Origin of the sequence: Pseudomonas sp. HD6515, from assembly GCF_024971855.1 — a bacterium.
Classification (GTDB): Bacteria; Pseudomonadota; Gammaproteobacteria; order Pseudomonadales; family Pseudomonadaceae; genus Aquipseudomonas; species Aquipseudomonas alloputida.
In genome coordinates this window covers 916,108-936,991 of sequence record NZ_CP079827.1, presented here as the reverse complement: position 1 = coordinate 936,991, position 20,884 = coordinate 916,108, and the positions used below count along the sequence as shown (strand labels likewise).

General features: G+C 64.0%; 18 protein-coding genes. 12 read left to right on the top strand and 6 right to left on the bottom strand.

The window, feature by feature from the left end; genetic code table 11:
- Nucleotides 1-38 precede the first annotated feature (38 nt).
- The 9 genes from KW568_RS04445 to KW568_RS04405 all read left to right on the top strand — a co-directional run bounded on the left by KW568_RS04445 (nt 39) and on the right by KW568_RS04405 (nt 10,711).
- Nucleotides 39-1,475, top strand: coding sequence for a TolC family outer membrane protein (locus KW568_RS04445; protein ID WP_004576927.1), 1,437 nt, complete (start codon nt 39-41; stop codon nt 1,473-1,475).
- On the top strand, nt 1,472-3,640 hold the full coding sequence (locus KW568_RS04440; protein ID WP_004576926.1) for a type I secretion system permease/ATPase: 2,169 nt from the start codon (nt 1,472-1,474) through the stop codon (nt 3,638-3,640). The genes KW568_RS04445 and KW568_RS04440 overlap by 4 nt, the downstream gene beginning before the upstream one ends.
- On the top strand, nt 3,637-4,821 hold the full coding sequence (locus tag KW568_RS04435; RefSeq protein WP_003247300.1) for an HlyD family type I secretion periplasmic adaptor subunit: 1,185 nt from the start codon (nt 3,637-3,639) through the stop codon (nt 4,819-4,821). The genes KW568_RS04440 and KW568_RS04435 overlap by 4 nt, the downstream gene beginning before the upstream one ends.
- A 204-nt stretch (nt 4,822-5,025) precedes the next feature.
- Nucleotides 5,026-5,925, top strand: coding sequence for a chemotaxis protein (locus KW568_RS04430; RefSeq protein ID WP_004576925.1), 900 nt, complete (start codon nt 5,026-5,028; stop codon nt 5,923-5,925).
- Nucleotides 5,926-6,013: 88 nt separating this feature from the next.
- Nucleotides 6,014-6,325 (top strand): hypothetical protein, encoded by a 312-nt coding sequence (locus KW568_RS04425; RefSeq protein WP_003247302.1) that lies wholly within the window; start codon nt 6,014-6,016, stop codon nt 6,323-6,325.
- Nucleotides 6,322-7,056: a YkgJ family cysteine cluster protein gene (locus KW568_RS04420; RefSeq protein ID WP_003247303.1), complete on the top strand. Its 735-nt coding sequence runs from the start codon at nt 6,322-6,324 to the stop codon at nt 7,054-7,056. The genes KW568_RS04425 and KW568_RS04420 overlap by 4 nt, the downstream gene beginning before the upstream one ends.
- Before the next feature lie 200 nt (nt 7,057-7,256).
- The gene (locus KW568_RS04415) at nt 7,257-7,481 is read left to right on the top strand and encodes a hypothetical protein (RefSeq protein WP_003247304.1); all 225 of its coding nucleotides are present in this window, start codon (nt 7,257-7,259) and stop codon (nt 7,479-7,481) included.
- 204 nt (nt 7,482-7,685) lie between these two features.
- On the top strand, nt 7,686-9,020 hold the full coding sequence (locus KW568_RS04410) for an OprD family porin (protein WP_003247305.1): 1,335 nt from the start codon (nt 7,686-7,688) through the stop codon (nt 9,018-9,020).
- A 200-nt stretch (nt 9,021-9,220) separates the two neighbouring features.
- Nucleotides 9,221-10,711, top strand: coding sequence for a sensor domain-containing diguanylate cyclase (locus tag KW568_RS04405; protein WP_003247306.1), 1,491 nt, complete (start codon nt 9,221-9,223; stop codon nt 10,709-10,711).
- On the opposite strand, the gene KW568_RS04400 is transcribed toward KW568_RS04405, so the two are convergent.
- The gene (locus KW568_RS04400) at nt 10,708-11,184 is read right to left on the bottom strand and encodes a PA2169 family four-helix-bundle protein (RefSeq protein WP_003247307.1); all 477 of its coding nucleotides are present in this window, start codon (nt 11,182-11,184) and stop codon (nt 10,708-10,710) included. The genes KW568_RS04405 and KW568_RS04400 overlap by 4 nt on opposite strands.
- A 201-nt stretch (nt 11,185-11,385) precedes the next feature.
- On the opposite strand from KW568_RS04400, the gene KW568_RS04395 reads away from it, so the two are divergent.
- Nucleotides 11,386-11,607, top strand: coding sequence for a DUF3820 family protein (locus KW568_RS04395; protein WP_003247308.1), 222 nt, complete (start codon nt 11,386-11,388; stop codon nt 11,605-11,607).
- A gap of 194 nt (nt 11,608-11,801) precedes the next feature.
- On the opposite strand, the gene KW568_RS04390 is transcribed toward KW568_RS04395, so the two are convergent.
- Genes KW568_RS04390 through ptsP form a run of 3 tightly spaced genes read right to left on the bottom strand, consistent with a single transcriptional unit; the run spans nt 11,802 to nt 17,341 of the window.
- Entirely contained in the window at nt 11,802-13,544 is a 1,743-nt protein-coding gene (locus tag KW568_RS04390) for a PTS fructose-like transporter subunit IIB (protein ID WP_003247309.1), read from the bottom strand.
- On the bottom strand, nt 13,541-14,488 hold the full coding sequence (gene pfkB / locus KW568_RS04385) for a 1-phosphofructokinase (protein WP_004575859.1): 948 nt from the start codon (nt 14,486-14,488) through the stop codon (nt 13,541-13,543). Before pfkB ends, KW568_RS04390 begins: the two co-directional genes overlap by 4 nt.
- Nucleotides 14,489-17,341, bottom strand: a complete 2,853-nt coding sequence (gene ptsP / locus KW568_RS04380; RefSeq protein ID WP_004575860.1) for a phosphoenolpyruvate--protein phosphotransferase — start codon at nt 17,339-17,341, stop codon at nt 14,489-14,491. It lies immediately after the preceding gene.
- A gap of 284 nt (nt 17,342-17,625) precedes the next feature.
- Here ptsP and cra point away from each other — a divergent pair, with 284 nt between their 5' ends.
- Nucleotides 17,626-18,621 (top strand): catabolite repressor/activator, encoded by a 996-nt coding sequence (gene cra, locus KW568_RS04375; protein WP_004575861.1) that lies wholly within the window; start codon nt 17,626-17,628, stop codon nt 18,619-18,621.
- A 2-nt stretch (nt 18,622-18,623) separates the two neighbouring features.
- Nucleotides 18,624-19,400, top strand: coding sequence for a TatD family hydrolase (locus tag KW568_RS04370; protein ID WP_003247313.1), 777 nt, complete (start codon nt 18,624-18,626; stop codon nt 19,398-19,400).
- Nucleotides 19,401-19,444: 44 nt separating this feature from the next.
- Here KW568_RS04370 and ampE read toward each other — a convergent pair whose 3' ends face one another.
- Both ampE and ampD read right to left on the bottom strand, forming a co-directional pair.
- Nucleotides 19,445-20,275 (bottom strand): regulatory signaling modulator protein AmpE, encoded by an 831-nt coding sequence (ampE, locus tag KW568_RS04365; RefSeq protein WP_003247314.1) that lies wholly within the window; start codon nt 20,273-20,275, stop codon nt 19,445-19,447.
- Nucleotides 20,272-20,844: a 1,6-anhydro-N-acetylmuramyl-L-alanine amidase AmpD gene (gene ampD / locus KW568_RS04360; protein ID WP_004575862.1), complete on the bottom strand. Its 573-nt coding sequence runs from the start codon at nt 20,842-20,844 to the stop codon at nt 20,272-20,274. Before ampD ends, ampE begins: the two co-directional genes overlap by 4 nt.
- Between the last annotated feature and the right edge of the window lie 40 nt (nt 20,845-20,884).

Sequence of the window (20,884 nt, the reverse complement as noted above, 5' to 3'; positions counted from 1 at the left end):
TACCCGGCGGCATGGACGACCAGCAGTAAGGGAACTATGTGAAGCGAAGCAGTCCGCTGTCACCGCTGTTGCTGGGAGCCTTCGGGCTCCTGGCCCTGAACTTCCACCCGGTTGCCCAGGCAGCCGATGATATAGACCCCCACCTGCGCCAGATCGGGCCGTCGCTGCTACGCGATGCGCCCGAAGCGGTGCCCGCCCGCCCCCCCATCGGCATGGCCCCGGTCGCCAGTGGCGAACGGCTGAGCCTTACCGACGCGGTGCTGCAGGCAGCGCAATGGCACCCGAGCATCGCTGAGGCCATCGGCAACCTTTACAAGCAGGGCGAAGGCATCAACGTCGCCCGTGCGGGGTATTACCCACAGATTTCCGGTGGCCTGCGCACCGGTTATGACACCGGCTATGGCGGCGACCGCAATAGCCAGGCCCTGAACCTGTCGCTCAAGCAAATGCTCTATGACTTCGGCAAGGTCGACAGCGCCGTCAACGCGGCCCAGGCGGCCGCCGCCCGCGCCCAGGCCAATATCCTGCTGGTGGTCGACGACCTGGCGCGCGACACAGCCTATGCCTGGATCGAAACCCGCCGCTACGAGCAACTGATGACGATTGCCCGCGACCAGATTCGCGGCGTGGGCGACATTGCCGGCATGGCGCGCCAGCGCAGCGACATGGGCGCCAGTACCCGTTCCGACGTGGTGCAGGCCGAGTCCCGCGTGGAAAGCGCCCGTGCCACCCTGGAAGAGTACCAGTCGCAGTACGAGCGCTGGCGCTCGACCCTGGCGGCGCTGATGGGCCGCGTTACCCCACCGGCACTGGCCGAAGGCTCACCCGCCGAGCTGAACCAGGCCTGCAAGCGCCCTGCACAGGGTGATGACCGCCTGCCCGCCGTGCTGATGGCCCTGGCCCAGCGCGCACAGGGCCAGGCCGAGCTGGCCCAGGCAAAGGCGGAGGCCTACCCTACCCTGTCGTTGCAACCGCAGGTCAATCATTACCTGGACGACGACTACAACCGCGATAACGCACGGCTGGACCGCACCCAGGCGGGCATCTACCTGAACGTCGAAGTCCCCATCTACCAAGGGGGCTCCATCAGCGCCCGTACCCGCGCCGCCGGCCACGCGCTGACCGCCGCCGACGCCGCCGAAGACGCCGCACGCCTGCAAGCGCGTCGAGGCCTGGCCGAGGCCAAGGCGCAAACCTCCGGGCTGGGCCGCCGGCTAACCTCGCTGGAAGCACGCCAGGTCAGCATCCAGGAGGCACGCATGCTCTACGGGCGTCAGTACCTGGACCTGGGGACACGGCCACTGCTCGACCTGCTCAACGCCGAGCAGGAGATCTACCAGTCACGCTTCGAACTTGCCGGCACCCGCTCCGATCTGCTGCGCCTGGATGTCGACTGCCTGTACAACACCGGCGCCCTGCGCACGGCCTTTGGCCTTGAGGGGCGCAACCTGCAAGGTGTGGAGATCCAGCCATGAGTGATTCGATCGATGTGACCCTGCCCAACCAGGCGCCCGCGCCGGAGCAGGCCGCCGCCCACCGGCCAGACCTTGGCCCCTGGCTTGAGGTGATGTTGCAGGTGGCGCACCACTACCGCCTGGACGTATCACCCCAGCGTATTCGCCTAGCCGCTGCGGAGGATGCCCGCCCGTTGAATGAAATCCTCCGCCACATGGCACGTCAGGCGGGGCTGGCATTGCGCTTCGTGCACTTCGATGCCAAGGGCCTGCGGCAATGGCGCACGCCGCTGGTGCTGGAGCTGGACGATGGGCAGCTGGCGGTGGTCGAGTCGGTGACCGAAGAGGACGACCTGGCAGTGGTGTTCGCCGGTGACCAGGGCCTGACTTCGCGTCTGCCCCGCGACACCCTGAAAGGCCGTATCAACCGCGTGGCCCTGCTGCGCCCGGCCCGGCCACTGCGCGATGTGCGCACCGACGACTACACCGCGCCTTACGACCGCCACTGGTTCGCCCGCATCGTACTGCGTGACCTGCGCCCTTATGGGCAGGTGATGATCGCTTCACTGGTGGCCAACGTGCTGGCGCTGGCCGGCGTGCTGTTCTCGATGCAGGTGTACGACCGAGTGATACCGGCTGAATCCCTGCCCACCCTCTACGTCCTGTTTGGCGGTGTGGTGTTGGCACTGGTGTTCGACTTCAGCATGCGCCTGCTGCGGCTAAAGGTGACCGATCTGCTCGGCAAGCGCGCCGACCTGCGGGTGAGCGACCTGGTCTACGGCCATGCCCTGCGCCTGCGCAACTCGGTGCGGCCGAAGTCCACCGGCTCGTTCATCTCGCAGTTGCGCGAGCTGGAGTCGATCCGCGACCTGATCACGTCCAGCACCGCCACGGTGCTGGCCGACCTGCCGTTCTTCCTGCTGTTCCTGTTCGTGTTCTGGCTGATCGGCGGCGTACTGGTGTTCATCCCGCTGGTCGCGCTGCTGGCCATGGTGTTGCCCGGGTTGCTTGCACAACGGCGCCTGGCACGGTTGGCCAATGCCTCGATGCGTGAGTCGGCGCTGCGCAACGCCATGCTGGTTGAAAGTATCCAAGGCCTGGACGAGATCAAGGCACTGCAGGCGGAGGCTCGCTTCGAACGGCAGTGGAACCAGTACAACGCGGCCTGCGCGCACACCAACCTGCGCCTGCGCACCCTCACCAACGGCCTGGTGACCTGGACGCAGAACGTGCAGGGTGCCGTGTTTGCCGTGGTCATCGTGATCGGCGCACCCATGGTCATCGCCGGCGACCTCACCACGGGTAGCCTGGTGGCGGCATCCATGCTTTCGTCGCGGATGATGGCACCGCTCGCCCAGCTGACCCATGTGCTGACCCGCTGGCAGCAGGCCAAGGTAGCGCTGCAAGGCCTGGACAAGCTGATGCAGTCGCCAGTCGACCACCCCGAAGGCGAAGCCCGCGTGCACCTGCCAGCCATTCACGGCGAGTACCGCCTGCGCCAGGCCAACTTCCGCTACAGCGAAGACTACCCGCCAGTGCTGAACATTGGCCGGCTGGACATCCAGCCGGGCGAGCGCATTGCCGTGCTGGGCCGCAACGGCGCCGGCAAATCAACCTTGCTGCAGGCGCTGGGTGGGGCCATGGACCTGGTACAGGGCGAGATCAGCCTGGACGGCATCGCCATGGCCCACCTCGACCCTGCTGACCTGCGCCGTGACGTCGGCCTGCTGCCGCAGTACGCGAGGCTGTTCCACGGCACCCTGCGGGAAAACCTCACCCTCGGCGCCGGCCAGGCCAGCGACCAGGAACTGGTGGCCGCGCTGGCCGCCACTGGCGCACTGGACTTCGTCCGCCGCCTGCCCAAGGGCATGGACCACTTGATCCTCGAAGGAGGCCTGGGCTTGTCTGGCGGCCAGCGCCAAGCCCTGGTGCTGTCGCGCCTGCTGGTACGCCAGCCGCAAGTACTGCTGCTGGACGAGCCGACCGCGTCGCTGGACGACATGACCGAGCGCAAGCTGCTGGATAACCTGGAGCGCTTCTGTCAGGGCCGTACACTGGTGATCGCAACCCATCGCCTGAGTGTTCTGCAGCGGGTCGACCGCATCCTGGTGCTGGACGCCGGGCGCATCGTCATCGATGACGCGCGCGATGCCGCACTGGCCAAACTGCAGGGAGCCCAGGCATGAGCAACCATGAACTCCCGGCTTCCTACCTGGACGGGCAGGACGACCAGGCGGTATTCCGCGCCGGCCGCATCATCACCCTCTGCGCGCTGATGCTGGCGGCGTTCCTGGCCTGGGCGGCCTGGTTCGAGGTGACCGAGGTGTCCACCGGCACAGGCAAGGTCATCCCAAGTTCGCGAGAGCAGGTCATTCAGTCGTTCGAGGGCGGTATCGTCGCGCAGATGAGCGTGGCCGAAGGCGACCTGGTCGAGCGCGGCCAAGTGCTGGCCCAGCTCGATCCGACCAAGACGGCTTCCAGCGTGGGTGAAAGCGAGGCCAAGTACCGGGCTGCCAAAGCCAGTCAGGCTCGCCTGCAGGCAGAGGTGACCGGCAAGCCCCTGACCTTCCCGGCGAGCCTGCGCGACTCTCCCGACCTGATCGATGCCGAAACCGCGTTGTACCAGACCCGCCGCCGCGGCCTGGAACAGACCCTGGCGGGCATTCAGGACTCGTTGCAGCTGGTGCGCAGCGAGCTGAAAATCACCGAGAACCTGGCAAAGATGGGGGCCTCCAGCCGGGTTGAAGTGATCCGCCTGAACCGCCAGCGTTCCGAGCTGGAACTCAAAGCCAACGAGGCGCGCTCAGACTATCTGGTACGCGCCCGGGAAGAACTGGCCAAGGCCAGCGCCGAAGCGGACGCCCTGTCGGAAGTGATCCGTGGGCGCAGCGACTCGCTCACCCGCCTGACCCTGCGCTCGCCGGTGCGCGGTATCGTGAAGGACATCGAGGTCAACACCCTGGGTGGCGTGGTGCAGCCCGGTGGCCAGGTGATGAAGATCGTGCCGATGGACGAACGCCTGCTGATCGAAACCCGCATCGCGCCACGGGACATCGCCTTCATTCACCCCGACCAGGCGGCCAAGGTCAAGATCAGTGCCTATGACTACTCGGTCTATGGTGGGCTGGACGGCAAGGTGGTGGGCATCTCGCCGGATACCCTGCAGGACGAGGTCAAACCGGAAATCTACTACTACCGCGTGTTCATCCGCACCGAACAGGACAGCTTGCAAAACAAGGCCGGCAAGCGTTTTGCGATCGTGCCAGGGATGATTGCCACGGTGGATATCCGAACGGGCGAGAAAACCATCCTCGATTACCTGATCAAGCCGCTGAACCGGGCCAAGGAGGCCCTGCGCGAACGCTGATCCAGTTATTTACACACATCCCTGTGCGCGCGGGCATGCCTGCGAACACCGGCGAAGCCGGTGCCATGCACCGCGACGCACGTTTCGCGGGCATACCCGCTTCCACAAGGGGCCCAAGCACTCCTGAGTTCTGTGCAAATTGCCTAAAGCCCGACCAAAACAGGCCGATAACCGGATATCCCCTGCTCCCCACCGAAGGTCACCATGGCCACGCAAAATGCCCGCGCGGATTCGCTATCCCTGCTGCTGTTCACCCTGCGCAGCGGCAAGCTGATGGCAATCAACCTGCTCAAGGTCAGCGAGATCATCCCCTGCCCGCCGCTGACCAAGCTGCCCGAGTCACACCCCCACGTAAAAGGTGTGGCAACCCTGCGGGGCCACTCGCTGTCGGTCATCGACTTGTCTCGCGCCATTGGCGAACAGCCACTGGTCGACCCGCAGGGTGGCTGCCTGATCGTTACAGAGATCAGCCGCTCACGCCAAGGCCTGCATGTACAGGCAGTCAGCCGCATCGTGCATTGCCTGAGCACCGACATCAAACCGCCGCCCTACGCCTCGGGCACCCGCTCGTTCATCACCGGTGTGACGCGCGTGGACAACACCCTGGTGCAGGTGCTGGACATCGAAAAAGTCATACACGCCATCGCCCCGCCCGTCGCCGAGCCAGCGCACGGCACCTTGAGCGAAGAAGACGCCAGCCTGCTGGCCGCCGCCAACATCCTGGTGGTGGACGACAGCCAGGTGGCCCTGCAGCAGTCAGTGCACACCCTGCGCAACCTCGGTATCGAATGCCACACCGCGCGCAGCGCCAAAGACGCCATCAACGTGCTGCTGGAGCTGCAAGGCACCGCGCAGGAGATCAACATCATCGTCTCCGACATCGAAATGAGCGAAATGGACGGCTACGCCTTCACCCGCACGCTGCGTGAAACCCCCGACTTCCAGCACCTGTACGTGCTGCTGCACACCTCGCTGGACAGTGCCATGAGCAGTGAAAAGGCGACCCAGGCCGGGGCCAATGCCATCCTTACCAAGTTCTCCTCGCCAGAGCTGACCGATTGTCTGGTGGTGGCTGCGCGTACCGTGGTGTTCGCCGAGCACTGATATATTCAGCGACAAACTCCCCGGCTTGCCGCCGGGGGTGACTCGGGCATAATTCGCGCCCCTCGCAAGAAAATTGCCGGAATCGCGTATGAAGCTTCTCAGCTCTATCTTGATCAGCTGCGCCCTCTTCAGCGGTATTGCCCAGGCCTCCAGTAGCCAGGCCTGGAACGAGCAACGCCAGCAGATGCTCAAGGCTTGCCTGACCGCCAGCCAGTTCAAGGACGCCCATGCCCGCGGCAAGCCCGCCGAGTTTGATGACCAGGTCGGCATGAGTGCCCTGCTGATCGAAGGCGTCTACCCACAGAAGCACATGCAGCAGCGCACCGGCACCGAACTGTGCCTGTACGACCGCCAGCACCAGCGTGCTTTCGTCAGTGAATGGAGCCCGGAGGCCAAGTGACCGACCGCTTACGTTTCGGCTGTACCGGCTGCGGCAAATGCTGCACCGGCCACCATGTGCCACTGACGCTGGCCGAAGCGCGTCGCTGGGCGGACGATGCCGGCCAGGTGGTGGTACTGATCGAGGCCTTCGTCGTGGACGGCCCCGGCATGCCGCTGGAGCAGCGTGACCATGTGCTGCGACGCTCCCATCCAGTGCATTGTGGCGAGGGCGAGGCACGCGTCTCGGTGACCTTTGCTGCATTCAACCCCGGACGTTGCCGTAACCTCGACGCCAACGACCTCTGCACCATCTATGAGCAGCGCCCGCTGGTGTGTCGCATCTATCCGGTAGAAATCAACCCGCATATCCCGCTGCGGCCAGACAGCAAAGACTGCCCGCCTGAGGCTTGGCAACAGGGGCCGGAGCTGATTCATGGCGCGCAACTGGTCGATGTGGAACTGCAGGCACTGGTACAGGCTTCGCGCCAGGCCGACCGCGATGACATTGCCGCCAAGGTGGCGGTGTGCCAGGCATTGGGCATGACGACCAGTGCGCTCAAGGGGAATGGGTTTACCGCCTACTTGCCGGATATGGGGGCCTTTGCTGCGGCACTGGCGCAGGTACAGGGGAATGAAGCGGCACAGTGGACCTTGCATGTGCAGGATGAAGCGCTGACGGCAAGCTTGCAGGCACTGGGTTTGCGCACAACCCATCAAACCCCGGTTTATTACGCCTTTATCGGTTTCTAGCCTGACCATTTTGCCCAAGGCGGCACCCTGTGCAGGTGCTCTAGCACGGGACTTTCGCCGAAAGTCCTATTGATTTTCGCAAGGATCGTTACCTTTTGCGCAACAGTGCTTATCGCACTTCGCTCTGTTTCGAGTGCACTGAAAGGACTAACTTTACCCCTGTCCTCATTAGCACTTGCACCGCAAGAAGGTAGTTTCAAATGTCCAACAGTATGGGTATTGCCAGCGTCTTCGTCCTGTCTTCCCTGTTGTTGTCGCCCCTGGCCATGGCCGAAGAATCCCCGGCTTTCGTTACCCGTAATGCAGCGTTCGCGGCGGTCCATCAAGAGGCCCGTGAGGCTGTTGCCGCAAACAAGGCAGATACCGCAAAAGACGCGAAACAGACAGCTTCCAAAGTGAACGTCGATGCCAATGCCGACAGCTGATCAAACGCTGTCGCTGTTCCTTCTTTCCCTTGGCTACGCCATGGGCACCTCCGGTGCCGATATGTTAGCCTTTTAAAGCCGCTGCCGATCAGCGGCTTTTTTTATGTGCTTTAACACTCAGCCCGGCTGTAACGTGTACCTATAAAAAGACGCACATTCAAATATAAAAACTGCCCCACCGTCAGACCAAAGGAGCTAGTACCGGTGCCTTCCGCGTTTCGTTTTACCCCGCTTTTCATTGCGTTGACTGCAACGATCCCTTTCGCCGCCCAGGCAGATGAAGACAAGGCTGATGGCTTCATCGAAGGTTCGTCCTTCAACCTGCATTTTCGTAATGCCTACTTCAACCGCGACAACCACAACGCCGGCGTGCGCGACACCCGCGAGTGGGGCCAAGGCGCGGTAGCGCGTTTCGAGTCGGGCTACACCCCAGGTGTGGTCGGCTTTGGCCTGGATGCTCATGCCATGCTGGGCCTGAAGCTCGACGGCGGTGGCGGCCATGCCGGCACCAGCATCCTGCCCGAACACATCAAGGACGACGGCGAACTGGGCGCTGCCCCGCATTCGTTCTCCACTGCCGGTGCTGCGGTCAAGCTCAAGGCCTTCGACACCGAACTGAAAGCCGGTGACCTGTTCCTCACCAACCCGGTGATCGCCGGCGGTGAAACGCGCATGCTGCCGCAAACTTTCCGCGGTGTAAGCCTGACCAACACCAGCATTGATGGCCTGTTGCTCGAAGGCGGCCAGGTCAGCTTCACCCACCCGTACAACCAGAGCGGCCACCGCCGCATCGACACCTACTACGGGTCACTGGACGAGCACGACAAGAGCAAGCACCTGAACTGGGCCGGCGCGTCGTGGAGCGGTACCGAGCACATCACCGCCAACCTGTACGCCGCCGAGCTGAAGGACATCTGGAACCAGTACTACGCGGACTTCGACTACACCTATGTGGTCAATGACCTGGTCAGCCTGAACCCAGGCGTGCACTTCTATCACACCCAGGACACCGGTCAGGCCCTGCTAGGCAAGATCGACAACAACACCTACAGCGTGCACTTCACCGTCAACGCAGGCTTCCACAGCGTCACCGCCGCCTACCAGCGAGTGAACGGCAACACGCCATTCGACTACATCAACCTGGGCGACAGCGTGTACCTGGACAACTCGCGCATGTACTCGGACTTCAACGCGCCGAACGAGCGTTCGTGGAAACTGCAGTACGGCTATGACTTCGCCGGTGTCGGCGTGCCTGGTTTGTCTACCTCGCTGTCCTACTCGCGCGGCGAGGCTGACCTGACCAAGGCCACTCAGGACACCACTCACTACGACTACTACCGTGAAGATGGCAAGAACGCCATGCACTGGGAACGCGACCTGGACGTGAAATACGTGTTCCAGGAAGGTGACCTCAAGGACCTGTCGGTGCTGGTGCGTTATGCCACCCACCGCGGCAGCCAGGGTTATGCGTCGATCGACAGCAACAGCGACAACGATGAAGTGCGGGTCATCGTCGACTACCCACTGAACGTGTTCTGATCTTTTGCTGCCAGTGTAGGAGCGGGTTCACCCGCGAAGAAGGCTTCGCCGATGTTCGCGGGTAAATCCGCTCCTACAGGGGCACACGGCAACTCGAAAAGAACAGTACACCGTGCTTCCGTCGGACAAATCTTGTCCGACAATCCCTGCTTCCCTAGAATACCGCCGCCGCGAATGGCCCTGCCCACGCAGTAGCGAGCATGCCCACCCAATCCCCGCGTTTCGCAATCTACAGGTCGCACCCCGAGCTGATCCTCAATCTGGGCAGTTGCCTTGCCGTGCTCGCCATCGTGGCCATCGTCAGCTACCTGCTTGCCCGCGAGCGCGAGAGTGTCGAGCAGTCGGCGGTGCGCTCGTCGAACAACATCGTCCAGCTGATCGAAAGCGACATTCTGCGCAACGTCGAACTCTACGACCAATCACTGCAAGGCCTGATCTGGGCCGTCGGGCGCAAGGAACTGCCGGAAGTCCCCGGCCCGATACGCCAGCGCCTGCTGTTCAATGAAGCCTTCGTCGACCGCAAGCGCGGTGACGTGCTGTGGCTGGACAAGCAAGGCAATGTCGTCGGCGACTCCACCAGCAGCGTGCCACGCAAGGCCAACTTCGGCGACACCGGGGTGTTCAAGGCCCACCAGCACAATGCCAACCTCGGCTTGCTGGTGGGCCCCCCGTTCAAGGCCAAGCTTGGCGACCTGGACTGGTGTATCAGTTTCAGCCGACGCATCTCGGGCCCCAATGGCGAGTTCGCCGGGTTGGCAGCGGGTGCGCTGCGCCTGTCGTACTTCAATGAGTTGTTCCAGCGCCTGGACATTGGCCACGACAGCAGCATCAACCTGTTCAATACCGACGGGCAGTTGCTCGTCCGCCAGCCCTCCCCCGCGCAAGACCCGCTGATTGGCACTTACTACACCGAACGGCCCAATTTCAAGCGCATCCTCAGTGAACAAAGCGGTAACTTCACCGCCCGCTCCCACAGCAGCGGCAAGCCGCGCATATTCACCTTCGCCCGGGTCGCGCAATTGCCCCTGATCGTACTGGTGGTGGATTCGGCCGACGAGGTGTTTCAGTCCTGGCGCCGCACCGCCATTCTGGTCAGCGTCGCCACCGGCGGTCTGTGCGTGGGCATTCTGTGGCTGACGTTGCTGCTTGGCCGCGAACTGCGCCGCCGCCACGAAGCCGAAGAAAACCTGGCCATGCTCGCTTCCACCGATAGCCTGACTGGCCTGGCTAACCGCCGCAGGCTGGACCATGTGCTGCGCCAGGAATGGGCCCGCGCCCAACGCAGCCGTAAGCCGTTGGCGATACTGATGGTGGACGTGGACCACTTCAAGGCATTCAACCAGCGCCATGGCCATGCCGGTGGCGACCATGCCTTGCGCGAAGTGGCGAAGGCCATCGAAGCCTGCATTCGTCGCCCGGCAGACCTGGCTGCGCGCTATGGTGGGGAGGAGTTTCAGGTAGTGCTGCCGGAAACCGATCTGGCCGGGGCCCAGCTACTGGCTGAACGCATCCGCGCCAGCGTCGAGGCGCTGGCACCGTTTGCGGATGATGCCCACGCAGTGACCGTGAGCATCGGTATCGGTCTGTCCGGCACCCAGCACGACCTTGGCAGGGTGCTGGGTGCTGCGGACGAAGCGCTCTACCGCGCCAAGGCCAATGGCCGAAATCGGGTAGAGGGCCCGCTCGATTAGGAGCGGGCGCGGGCAGCGTTGCGCAGGGCCTTGACCTGGTCATGGTTGCGCTGCACGCCTTGCAGCTGCTTTTCCACCAGGCTGTAGGTCATGTCGCTGGCAGTGCGGCCCAGTTTCACCAGCTTTTCGCGGGCTTCCTTGTAGGCCTTGAGGGCGTGGTCCTCGCCACGCTCCACCTCGTTCAGCACGGCTTCTTCGTCCTTGCCGGTGACCATCGACTTGAGGTTGACCCAGCCGCGGTGCAGGTCGCCACTGATGCTGGTAGAGGTTTCCGGATCACCGCCCAGGCGGCGCACTTCGCCCTGCAATTCACTGGCAGCGTTGGCGCACTCGCCCGCACGCTGGACGAAGAACGCTTTCAGTTCGGGGTTCTTTACATCATCGGCCGAGGCCTTGAAACCTTTCTCGCCATCCTTGCTGTACTCGATCAGGTCGTTGAGTACGTCGATCACGTCTTTGTTGGGGTTGCTCATGGTCGAACTCCTTGGCAGGTGATAGTCCTCTAGAGAATTGCAGTGTTCGTGCCACGCTTTTAAAAAACGCGAACCCCTTACTATTCAATAACTTACAGCTTGATCGGCGACTGTTGGTTACGGCGTTCTGCATGATTGCCGCTTGGGGCTTCGTGCAGATTGCAGTATGGTCGGCGCCTTTCCACAGCCAGGTGCGCGAAGATGAAGCCGGAAACCCTCGAACTACTGGTGACCCGCAGCATGCCGTTCGGCAAGTACCAGGGCAGGATCATTGCCGACCTGCCCGGTGACTACCTGGCGTGGTTTGCGCGCAAGGGCTTCCCGGCAGGAGAACTGGGCGGGTTGCTGGCATTGATGCATGAGATCGATCACAACGGGCTGGGTGATCTACTGGTGCCGTTGCGGCAGAAGCATCGCCGTTGAAAGGCCAACACGGGCTCTGTGGGAGCAACTGTCTTGCTCAATTTCTGAAAGCTGGCGCGATCCGTGTGGGAGCGGCCTTGCGTCGCGAAAGGGCTGCACAGCAGCCCCGGGATTTCAGCGTCGATGCAAACAATGCCGGGGCCGCTTCGCGGCCCTTTCGCGACACAAGGCCGCTCCCACAGAACGAGGTCTGCTCATACACTTTTAGCAGGCGCCACGGCCAACTCCACACCCTCGCTCTTCTTGATAACCGCATACACCACCGCTGTCACCAGGCTACCCGCCACAATCGCCAGCAAATACAGCAACGCATGGTTGATCGCGTTGGGGATCAACAACACGAACAAGCCGCCATGCGGCGCCATCAGCTTGCAGCCAAAATACATCGACAATGCCCCGGTCAACGCACCACCGGCGATACTGGCCGGAATCACCCGTAAAGGGTCCTTGGCGGCAAACGGAATCGCCCCCTCGGAGATGAAGCACAGCCCCAGCGCCAGCGCCGCCTTGCCCGCCTCGCGCTCGCTCTGGGCGAACTTGCGCCTGGCCAGGAAGGTGGCAATACCCAAGCCAATCGGCGGCACCATGCCGGCGGCCATGGTCGCCGCCATTGGCGCGTAGCTCGATGAGGCCAGCAGCCCCACCGAGAACGCATAGGCGGCCTTGTTGATCGGCCCGCCAAGGTCGACGCACATCATGCCGCCCAGCAACAGCCCCAGCAGGATGGCATTGGTGGTGCCCATGCTGTCGAGGAAGTGCGTCAGGCCTTCGAGCATCGCCGCTACCGGCTGGCCGACCACGTAGATCATCACCAGCCCGGTGAACAGACTGGCCAGCAATGGAATGATAAGGATCGGCTTGAGCGCCTCCAGGCTGCTGGGCAAGCGCGCCCATCGGGCAATGGCCTTGGCACTGTAACCGGCGAGGAAACCGGCGACGATGCCACCGATAAAGCCGGCCCCCAAGGTGCTGGCCAACAGGCCGCCAATCATGCCCGGGGCCAGCCCGGGGCGGTCGGCGATGGACCAGGCGATATAGCCTGCCAGTAGCGGAACCATCAGTTTGAAGGCGGCTTCACCGCCAATCTGCATCAACGCCGCCGGCAAGGTGCCCGCCTCTTTGTAGGCCTCGATACCGAACACGAACGACAGGGCAATCAGCAGACCGCCGGCCACCACCATCGGCAGCATGAACGACACACCGGTCAGCAAGTGCTTGTACACGCCGGTTTTCTCGCCCTTGGCCGGCGTGGTCGCCGCTGCAGCGTCGGCAGCGTTTTCCACCGTGGCCTGCGCCAAGGCTTTGTCCAGGGTAGCGCGGGCCTGCTTGAGGGCAATGCCGGTACCACAACGGTAAATACGTTTACCGGCGAAACGTGCAGTGGGTACTTCAATGTCGGCGGCCAGCAGCACCACGTCGGCCGCAGCGATGGCGTCAGCGGACAAGGGGTTGCGCGCACCGACCGAGCCCTGGGTCTCGACGGTAAGCTGGTAGCCCAGTTGTTGTGCGGCTTGCTGCAAGGCTTCAGCGGCCATGAAGGTATGGGCTACGCCGGTCGGGCATGCCGTGACGGCAACGATGCGGGCGCCAGCACTGCCAACTGCGGCGGGGGTGCCTGTCACAGCGGCCAGCAGTTCGGCGTTGGCCGCCGCTTCGTCGAGAAAGCCTTCGCGATCAGCCAGCGCCTGGGACGGCGTGCTTTGGTACAGGCGCTTGCCGACGAAGCGGGCCAGGTCCACCGGCCCGGTGCTGACCACAAGCACCCAGTCAGCCTCGGCGATCTGTGCAGCGCTCAGTTGCCGCTCGGGGTGTTCAGTATTCTGCACTTCGACGCTGGTGCTCCAGCCGCGCCGCTGGGCAGCGGCGGACAGCAAGCGTGCGCTCAGTACACTCGATACCTGGCCGTTGGGGCAGGCGGTGACTATGGCAATGTTCATCGGCAACCCTCTTGTTGTTCTGTCAGTTGCACGGCCGCTTCCAACTGCGCCAGGTGCTCGCGGTCATGGATGCCGAAGCCAACCTGGGTAACGGCCTGGGCGGCGATGGCAGTGGCCCGGGTCAACGTCTGTGCAGGCGCCTCGGCCAGCAGCAGGCCGTGGACCATGCCGGCCACCAGCGAATCCCCCGCCCCCACCGTGCTGGCCACCCGCACCTTGGGTGGGCGGGCCTGCAGGGCCAGATCGCGACTGAACCAAGTGACGCCCTGCTCGCCCGCAGACACCACCACGTGTTCAACGCCACTGTCCAGCAGGCGCTTGGCGGCGGCGCGCTGTTGCGCCAGGTTATCCACAGCCAGGCCCAGCACTTCGCCCAGTTCTTCGGTATTGGGCTTGACCAACCAGGGCGCGCTTTGCAAGCCGACACGCAGGGCTTCACCACTGCTGTCCAGGACTACCTTGAGGCCTTGGGCCTTCAACCGTTCGAGCAACTGGCGGAACCAGTCGGCACTGATTCCACGCGGCAGGCTACCGGCCACCACCACGGCATCGTGACCGGGGGCAATCTGTTCCAGCCTGTGCAGCAAGGCACTGCGTGCCGCCTCGTCGACCTCCGGGCCCTGCCCGTTGATGTCGGTCACGCGGCCATCGGCCTCGACCAGCTTGATATTGCTGCGGGTTTCGCCCGACACACGGACAAAGCAGTCGGTAAAACCGCGGCCGTCGATCAGCGCCTCGAAGGGCTGCAGATTGTCGCGCCCGAGGAAACCGCCCACGGTTACGCTGTGCCCCAGGTCGGCCAGTACCTGGGCAACGTTCAGCCCCTTGCCTGCGGCGTGACTGTGCTGCGCCTGGCTACGGTTGACCTGCCCTGGGCGCAGAGTGTCCAGGCCGATGGTGATATCCAGCGCAGGGTTCAGGGTAAGAGTGAGGATCTTGGCCATTCAGTAACGCTCCACCAGCGCGCGAACTGCTGCGGCGCTGTCCTGTTGCAGGGCCTCGCGCGCCAGGGCGCGGGCTGTCTGATGATCGGCCTGGCGAACCAGTGCCTTGACTTCGGCGATGCTGCGCGCGGAGACGCTGAGTTCGTCCACGTCCAGCCCCAGCAGCACGGCCACCGCCTGCGGGTCGGCCGCCAACTCGCCACACACGCCCACCCACTTGCCGTGGGCATGGGCGGCGCGCACGGTCATGTCGATCAGGCTCAATACCGCCGGGTGCAGGCCATCGGCCTGTGCCGAGAGGCTGGGGTGGCCACGGTCGATGGCCAAGGTGTATTGAGTCAGGTCGTTGGTGCCGATGCTGAAGAAGTCCACCTCGCGCGCCAATTGCGCTGCCAGCAGGGCCGCTGAAGGCACCTCGACCATAATGCCCAGTTGCAGGTCGGCTACCGGGATTTCTGCACGCAGGCGCTCTACCATGGCCCGAGCCTCACGCCACTCGTGCACCTGGCCAACCATCGGGAACATGATACGCAACGGGCGCTGGTCGGCGGCCCGCAGCAACGCGCGCAACTGATCTTCCATCACTTGCGGGCGCTGCAGGGTCAAACGCACGCCGCGCACGCCGAGGAAGGGATTTTCCTCGGCAGCGATCGGCCAGTAAGGCAACGGTTTGTCGCCGCCAACATCCAGGGTGCGCACCACCAGCGGGCGCCCATCGAGGCCATCGAGCACGCGACGGTACTCGGCTTCCTGAGTAGCCACATCCGGCGCTTGAGGGTGGGCCATGAAAATCAGTTCGGTGCGCAGCAGGCCGACACCTTCGGCGCCCTGCTCCACCACCTTGGCGATGCCGTTGCTATCGCCGATGTTGGCAAACACCTCGACGGCATGCCCATCACGGGTGATGGCCGGCTCGAAGCGGTTGGCCCAGGCGGCCTGCAGGCGTTGCTCGCGCAGGTCACGCTCGGCCAGCGCCCGCTGAAGCTCATCCGCTGGCGGTGCGACGCTGACCACACCACGCTGGCCATCGAGCAGCAGCGGCGTACCACTCTCCAACAGCAGTATCGATGCACCCGCGCCGACCACTGCTGGTATGCCCAACGCCCGTGCGACGATGGCACTGTGGGCCGTGGCCCCGCCCTGGGCGGTGACAATGCCGGCAACCCGGTTGGGGTCCAGGCGGGCGACATCGGATGGACCGACTTCGGTCATCACCAGCACATAGGGTTGCTCGGGCTCAGCCTGCGCCTGCACCCCACACAACTGCGCCAGCACGCGGCGGCCAATATCGCGCAGGTCGGCGGCGCGCTCGGCGAGCAGCGCATCGTGCAACGCCTCTTGCTGACGGGCCGCAGCTTCGATCACGGCCATCCACGCGGCCGCAGCACTTTCGCCCTGGGCCAGGCGCTGTTCGACATCGTCGCTCAGGGCCGGGTCGGCAAGCATTTCCTGGTGGGTGACGAAAATTTCGCCAATGGCCTTGTCGCTGCGCAGGACCAAAGCCTGCAGTTCGCCATTGACGGTAGCCAAGGCTTCGCGCAGTTTCTGCCGCTCCAGGGCGCACGATTCCCCCCGCAAGGGATAGTCGAACTCACGCTCGACACAGACATGCGCCGGGCCGCTGGCAATGCCGGGGGCGGCGCCCACACCCTGGATACGGCTGCCGGCCGCTGGCGCTTGCAGTACTTCGGGTACGTTATCGGCAATGGGCGCGACGCTCTGCGGTAGCGGTTCTACCTCTTCACCCAAGCCTTGCTCGATAGCCGCCAGCAGCACCGGCAAGGCATCGGCAGCGATGCTCGGTTCGGCGACCAGTTCCAGTGCCTGACCACGGCGTGCGCCGAGGCTGAGCAGCTTGCTCAGGCTCTTCACCGATACGGCTGGCTGCGCGCTATCGACCAGGCGCACACGGATTTCCCCTTCAAAGCCTTTGGCCAGTTGTGCAAGCACCTTGGCCGGGCGCGCATGCAAGCCATGTGGATTGGCCAGCACGACACGTGCGCCAGGCCAGTCCGCCGGCGCTTCACCGCCCAACACTTCCAGTACCGCACGGCTGCTGGTGGCCTGGTAGAGCATCTGCCCGCGGCCTTCGATCAAGACTTCGCACAGACGCTCGAGCAGGGCCTCGTGAGCGGCGCCAAGGCTGGCCAGGCAGAACAGACCGTTGAGCGGCTGGTCGCGGTAACGCAGCGGCTGCTGCGGGGTGATGAAGGCGAGGCCCGGCTGACGAACCTGGCGCTCGCTGTGCAGCCACCACAGGCCCTCACCCAGCGGCAGCGGCTCGGCCTGCTGCAGCACGGCGGCAAAGCCACTGTCGACACAGTCGGCACGTTGCAGCAGGCGGGCACCGCGCCAGGCCAGTTCGTCGAAGTCTTCTGCCGGCACGTTCAGGCCGACCAGCTGCGCATCCAGCGCCAGCGCCTGGGGCGCGCCCTGCAGCAGCTTGAGCAGCGCTTCGGCAGAGCTGGCACGGCGCAAGGCTTCGGCCAGGTCGGTCTCGCCCAGCGCCCGGGTCAACAGCTGCAGCAGGCGCAGGTGTTCGTCGGAGCGGGCGGCAATACCAATGGCCAGGTAGACCATTTGCCCGTCACCCCAGTCTACTCCCTCGGGGAACTGCAGCAGGCGTACGCCGGTGGCATACACCAGGTCACGTGTTTGCGGCGTACCATGGGGAATGGCGATGCCCTGGCCAAGAAACGTGGAGCCTTGTGCCTCCCGGGCCTGCAGCCCTTGCAGGTAACCGTCGGCAACCAGGCCGTCCGCAACCAGCCGATCCGCCAAAAGGCGCAATGCCTCGGCCTTGTCGGCGGCCTTCTGGCCCATGGCTATCTGCTCATTGGCGAGCTCGAGCATGACCTTCTCCTTTTGCAGTTCCCGTTCGGGTACTGGAGTATTGTTGTGAAATTCACATAAAGGGCCAGTTCAGCAGCCTTGCGCAGGTGGCAGCCGAGGCAGAAAATTCGGCAGCTGAAACGTTTAATCTGACCAGACGGCCACGTTACTCGATAATCTGCCCAGTAAAAAGCCCCATCCTGTCGGACAATTGCGACAATGGTCGTCTGCGCGTGATGCCTGTACCGGGTCAAACTACCCGGTCCGGCCTTACAGCCAGCCCCGGTAATAACAAGGAAAATTCGGTGAAACTCAGCGATATCGCCCGTCTGGCCGGTGTGTCCGTGACCACTGCCAGCTACGTCATCAATGGCAAGGCTGAACAGCAGCGCATCAGTAACAGTACTGTCGAGCGGGTACGCGCGGTGGTCGAAGCCCACGGCTTCACCCCCAACCCGCAGGCTGCTGGGCTGCGCAGCCGGCATACCCGCACCCTGGGCTTCATTCTCCCGGATCTGGAGAACCCCAGCTACGCCCGCATTGCCAAGCAACTGGAGCAAGGCGCCCGCGCCCGCGGCTACCAGCTGCTGATCGCCAGCAGCGACGACCAGCCAGACAGCGAGCGCCAACTGCAGCAACTGTTCCGTGCGCGCCGATGCGATGCGCTGTTCGTTGCCAGTTGCCTGCCGCCAGAAGATGACAGCTACCGCGAGCTGCAGGACAAAGGCCTGCCGGTGATTGCCATCGACCGCCGTCTGGACCCCGCACACTTCTGCTCGGTGATCAGCGACGACCGCGATGCCAGCCGCCAGCTGGCCGCCAGCCTGCTCAGCTCGGCCCCACGCAGCATCGCCCTGATTGGCGCACGCCCCGAGCTGTCGGTTAGCCAGGCGCGTGCCGGCGGATTCGACGAAGCCCTGCAAGGCTATACCGGCGAAGTGCGCCGCTATCAGGGCGAAGCGTTCAGCCGTGAGTGCGGCCAACGCCTGATGCAGCAACTGATCGACGACCTGGGGGGCCTGCCGGATGCTCTGGTGACCACTTCGTACGTGCTGTTGCAGGGCGTGTTCGACACCCTGCAGGCGCGCCCGGTCGACTCGCGCCAACTGCAGCTGGGTACCTTTGGCGACAACCAGTTGCTCGACTTCCTGCCGCTGCCGGTCAATGCCATGGCCCAGCAGCATGGCCACATTGCCGCCACTGCGCTTGAACTGGCACTGGCCGCCATCGAGGAAAAACGCTATGAACCCGGCGTGCACGCCGTTGGCCGCACCTTCAAGCAACGCATCTCAGCAGCCTGAACATGCGCCTGATCGACACCCACACCCACCTGGACTTCCCCGACTTCGACGCCGACCGTCCGCGCCTGCTGGCCAACGCGGCGGCCCGTGGACTGGAGCGGATGGTGGTGCTGGGGGTGTACCAGGCGAATTTCCAGCGCGTATGGGAGCTGGCCTGCGCCGAGCCGCGCCTGTTCGCCGCGCTTGGCCTGCACCCGGTCTACCTCGACCAGCATCGCCCTGAGCACCTGGTGCAGTTGCGCGAGTGGCTGGAGCGCCTGCGCGACAACCCGCGGCTATGTGCCGTAGGTGAGTTTGGCCTGGACTATTACCTCGCAGACCTTGACAAGACCCGCCAGCAGGCGCTGTTCGAAGCGCAACTGCAGATGGCTTGCGACTTCGAACTACCGGCCCTGCTGCACGTGCGCCGCAGCCATGCCCAGGTGATTGCCACACTCAAGCGCTACAAGCCAGCGCGGGCGGGGGTGATTCATGCGTTTGCCGGCAGCTACGAAGAGGCCCGCGAGTACATCAAGCTGGGCTTCCTGCTTGGGTTAGGCGGTGCGGGTACCTGGCCGCAGGCGCTGCGGCTGCGCAAGACTCTGGCGCGGCTGCCACTGGACAGTGTGGTGCTGGAGACTGATGCACCGGACATGGCACCGGCGATGTACCCGGGGGTACGCAACAGCCCGGAGCATCTGCCGGAAATTGCCACGGCGCTGGCGCACGTGATGGAGCTGGATGTCGAGGTGCTGGCACAGGCCAGCACCCGCAATGCTTGCACGTTGTTCGGCTGGTGAAACTCGGGTGACCGGGATTCGCGTGGGATGCGATTGGCCCCGAATCAGACCAGCACGGTCCACAGCGCGAACCCGGCATACCACAGCACTGCACAGCGCAACAGCAGTTCCCACAGACTGTCCAGCCGCCCCAAACCGCGCTGGCTGTCCTCTTCCTCGGGAATGTCATCGGCAATCCGCCCCACCCGAGCCACCAGGTGCCCGGCGCTGATGTGCCAGTTGAGCACCTCGTGCAGCATCACCCGTGTCACCGCGAGGAAGTTGCCCACCAGGGCAAAGCTCAACGCCAGCGCCCGCACCGGCAACCAGTCCATGATGTGCCGCAACTGCTCGGCACGCGCCTTCAAAGCCGGCTGCTTGCTGTGCTCGCTACACAGCGCCAACAATCGATAAGCCAGCGCAGCGCCAGGGCCCAGTACGAAATACCAGAAGATCACCGCAAAAAAGCCCTGGTACACCTGCCACAGCAAGTTACCCTGCACCCGTACCAGCAGGCTGTGGGGTTCATCGGCCACCAGGCCCAGGTCACGCTCGGCTACGTGCAGCGCCGCCTGATCGTCCCCCCGCCGCCAGGCATCACGAAACGCCCCCAACGATGCCTTGGCATCGCCGCGGCCCAGGCTGTAGATCAGCACCAGCAGGTGCACCGGCAACGCCAGCAAACCATACGCCACAGGCTCCAGCACATGCAGCAGCAACACCAGCAGCGCTACCGGCGCCAACACCAGGATGGCCAACGTCCACCACGGGTGCACCTTGCCGCTGCGTTCCAGGCGCACCAGTTCACCAAGAAAGAACCCGTCACGCTGCACCTTATGGCGCAGCGCCGAAAACTTCTCGACCCACAGCGCCAGCACCAACACCAGAAAACTCATGCCTTGTCCTCGTTGTGCTGCAGCGCCTGGCGGTAGCGCGGCCAGTCGAAGGCCGGGCCGGGGTCGGTCTTGCGCTGCGGGGCAATGTCGCTGTGGCCCTGAATGCGGTTCAGGTCGATGGCCGGCCAGGCACTGCGGATGTGCCGGGTGAGTTGCTCCAGCACCGCATACTGGGCATCGGTATAGGGCAGGTCGTCGGTGCCTTCCAGCTCGATGCCGATGGAAAAGTCGTTACAGCCTTCGCGCCCGTCAAAGCTCGACACACCCGCATGCCAGGCACGGTCATGCAACGACACGAACTGCGTCACCGCGCCGTCACGCTCGACAAACAGGTGCGCCGACACAGTCAAGTGGTTGATGCTGGCAAAATACGGGTGTTCATCAGGGGCCAGGCGGTTCTGGAAGAATTGCTGCACCTTGCCCGTGCCGAAACAGGCCGGGGGCAGGCTGATGTTGTGGATCACCAGCAGGGAAATCGATTCGCCTTCGGGGCGCGCATTGAAGTTCGGCGAGGGGCAGTGGGTGATTCCGATTCCGTGGAACCAGCCAGTGGCACGGTCCAATTGCATGGGCAGATCCTGAAAAACGCCGTGAACATGCCCACAGTAT